Below are 2,979 nucleotides of genomic sequence, written 5' to 3' on the forward strand. Positions count from 1 at the left end.
CGCCGCGGGCGCGGACGCGCGAGCGGGCGGCGGTCTTCACCTTGCCGATCAGGTCGTGGAAGGCGCCCACGCTGGCCACCGCCGGCTTGGCCACCGCGTCCACCGCGCCGATCTCCAGCGCGGCCAGGGTCACGTCGGTCCCGGCGGCCGTCAGGGTCGAGACCATGACCACCGGCATGGGCCGCAGCCGCATGATCTTTTCCAGGAACTCCAGCCCGTTCATATTGGGCATCTCGACGTCCAGAGTGATGACGTCGGGGTTCAGGGCCTTGATGGCCGCGCGGGCCTCGATGGGATCGGCGGCCGTGCCGACGACCTCGATCTCAGGGTCGGACTTGAGCGCGGCCGAGATCAGGCCGCGCATGGTCAGGCTGTCGTCGACGACCAGGACGCGCACGGGGCTCATGCGGCCGCCAGGCGATAGGTGGTCAGGCCGGCGGTCTGCAACTGGCTGGTCGCGGGCCCGGACACCCGCTCGGAATGGCCGATGTAGAGGGTGGCGCCGGGCGTCATCAGGGGGGTGAAGCGCCGCCACACCCGTTCCTGGGTCGCGTCGTCGAAATAGATGACGACGTTGCGGCAGAAGATGACGTCAAACCGGCCCTTCATCGGCCAGTCGCCGATCAGATTCAGCTCGCGGAAGGCGACCAGGCGCTTCAGCTGGGCGCCGGCGGTCCACAGGCCGCGATCCGCGCGGTCGAAATATTTGCGCCACAGGGTGACGGGCGCCGGCTCCAGCGCCTCTTCGGAATAGGTCCCGTCATGGCCCTGGGCGACCATGTTGGGATCGATGTCGGTGGCCAGGATCCGAACATCCAGGTCCGCCGCCTCGGGCAGGGCCTGAAGCACCGTCAGGGCCATGGAATACGGCTCCTGCCCGTTCGAACAGGCCGCCGACCACAGCCGCACCCGCCCGCCGGCGCGCGCGCGGGCGGCCAGATCCGGCATGACCCGGTCGCGCAGGTCGTCGAAATGGTGCGGCTCGCGATAGAAGCGGGTGACGTTGGTGGTCAGGGCCGCCGTCATCTTCTGACGCTCGTCCACCCCGTCCACGCCCTCGACCAGGGCGCAGTAGTCGCGAAAGCTGCTCAGGCCCAGGGTCCGCAGCCGCTTGGCCAGGCGCGAATAGACCAGGGCCGCCTTGCCCTCGTTCAGGGCGATGCCGGCATGGGCGTGCAGCATTTCGGCGATGTGGCGGAAATCATCGGCGGTGAAGACGAACTCCCCCTCGACGATGGATCCCCGACCGGCGGCGGCGGTCATGCGGCTTCGGCCTCGACCTGCGGCAGGATGTGATCCAGTTCGATAAGGCTGATCATGCGGCCGTCGATGGAGAAGATGCCCTTGACGAAGGTCTTCACCCGGTCGCTGGCGACATCCGGCGTCGGCTGGACCGCCGCCTCGCTCATCTGCAGGATGTCGGACACGGCGTCGACCAGCAGGCCCACCATCCGGCCGCCGATGTGGGCGACCATGATCACGTGGCGGGCGGTCGGCTCGGACGTCTCAAGCCCGAAACGCGCGCCCAGGTCGATGATGGGCAGGACGGTGCCGCGCAGGTTGATGACGCCCTTCATATAGCCGGGCGAACGCGGCAGGGGCGTCGCCGGCGTCCAGCCGCGGATTTCGCGCACCGACATGATGTCGACGCAGAACTCCTGGGCGCCGATGCGGAAGGCGATCAGTTCGCGCTGGGGGTCTTTGGCTTCGGTCATGGATCAGCTCGCAAGCTTGAGGTCGGGGCGGGCCGCCTTGCGGCGCATGTCGGCGACAAGGACGTCGATATCGAGGATCAGGGCGACGCGGCCGTCGCCCAGGATGGTGGCGGCGGCGACGCCCTCCACCTGTTGGTAGTTGGTCTCCAGGCTCTTGATGACGACCTGGCGCTGGCCCTGGATCGCCTCGAAGAGAAGAGCCGCCTGCTGACCGCCCTCGGTCTCGACCACCACGGCGACGCCGCCGGTGGGATCGATGGGCGTACTGCTGAAACCCATGACGAAGGCCACGTCGATCAGCGGCAGGAAGCGGTCGCGGAAGCGGATGACCGGATCGACCCCGCCGACATGGTGCAGATCGGCGGCCTGGGGCGTCAGGCTTTCGACGATGGCGGGCAGCGGCGCGATCAGGGTCTGTTCGGCGGCGGTGACGACCATCCCGTCCATCACCGCCAGGGTCAGCGGCAGGCTGAGGGTGAAGGTCGAACCCTTGCCCGGAACCGAGCTGATGGAGATGCGGCCGCCCAGGGCCTGGATCGAACGTTTGACCACGTCCATGCCCACGCCCCGGCCCGAGATGTCGGACACCACGGCGGCGGTGGAGAAGCCGGGCGCGAAGATCAGATTGTCGACCTGTTCGTCGCTGAGCGCGGCGTCGGGCGCGATCAGCCCCTTGTCCACGGCGATCTTCCTGACACGTTCGCGGTTGATGCCGCGTCCGTCGTCGGCGATTTCGATGACGATGCGGCCCGAACGGTGCAGGGCGGCCAAGCGGACGGTTCCCTCGGCCGGCTTGCCGGCGGCGACACGCTCCTCGGGCGTTTCCAGCCCGTGGTCGATGGCGTTGCGCAGCATGTGTGTGATCGGCTCGGCCAGGCGTTCGACCACGGTCTTGTCGACCTCGGTGTCCTCGCCGACCGTGACCAGGCGAACCTGTTTGGAGACCATGTCCGCGACCTCGCGCACCAGGCGCGGCATCCGCTGGAACACCGACTTCACCGGCTGGGCGCGGATGGCCATGACGCTGTCCTGTATCTCGCGCGTCAGAAGCTCCAGATCCTCCATGCCGAGCGCGATGCCCGAGGACCGGGCCAGACCGCTTTCCAGCACGCGCTGGGACAGCATGGCCTGCTGGATGACCAGTTCGCCCACCACGTTGATAAGGCGATCCACCCGATCCAGATCGACGCGGATCGTGACGGGCGCGGCGGTCTGGGCGGCGGTCTGGGCGGCGGGCGTGGACATCGGCATGGCGGCCGGGGCC

Annotated in this window: 4 protein-coding genes; all 4 read right to left on the minus strand. The window is 68.5% G+C overall.

Going from position 1 to position 2,979, the window contains the following annotated elements:
* Window positions 1–406 (minus strand): response regulator (locus tag RTU05_RS17615; protein ID WP_312599596.1); only part of this gene is annotated, 406 nt, incomplete at its 3' end.
* On the minus strand, window positions 403–1,263 hold the full coding sequence (locus tag RTU05_RS17620; protein WP_312599597.1) for a protein-glutamate O-methyltransferase: 861 nt from the start codon (window positions 1,261–1,263) through the stop codon (window positions 403–405). The genes RTU05_RS17620 and RTU05_RS17615, both read right to left, overlap by 4 nt.
* On the minus strand, window positions 1,260–1,715 hold the full coding sequence (locus RTU05_RS17625) for a chemotaxis protein CheW (protein WP_248118613.1): 456 nt from the start codon (window positions 1,713–1,715) through the stop codon (window positions 1,260–1,262). The genes RTU05_RS17620 and RTU05_RS17625 overlap by 4 nt, the downstream gene beginning before the upstream one ends.
* Window positions 1,716–1,718: 3 nt before the next feature.
* Window positions 1,719–2,979, minus strand: a 1,261-nt coding sequence (locus RTU05_RS17630) for a chemotaxis protein CheA (protein WP_312599598.1), incomplete at its 5' end; no start/stop codon positions are given.

The organism is Brevundimonas sp. (assembly GCF_032017145.1).
In the GTDB taxonomy this organism is placed as follows: Bacteria; Pseudomonadota; Alphaproteobacteria; order Caulobacterales; family Caulobacteraceae; genus Brevundimonas.

What these genes read in the sequence shown, in the direction of transcription:
- RTU05_RS17625 (WP_248118613.1), bottom strand. Translation starts at nt 1,715, where the DNA reads ATGACCGAAGCCAAAGACCCCCAGCGCGAACTGATCGCCTTCCGCATC.
- RTU05_RS17620 (WP_312599597.1), bottom strand. Translation starts at nt 1,263, where the DNA reads ATGACCGCCGCCGCCGGTCGGGGATCCATCGTCGAGGGGGAGTTCGTC.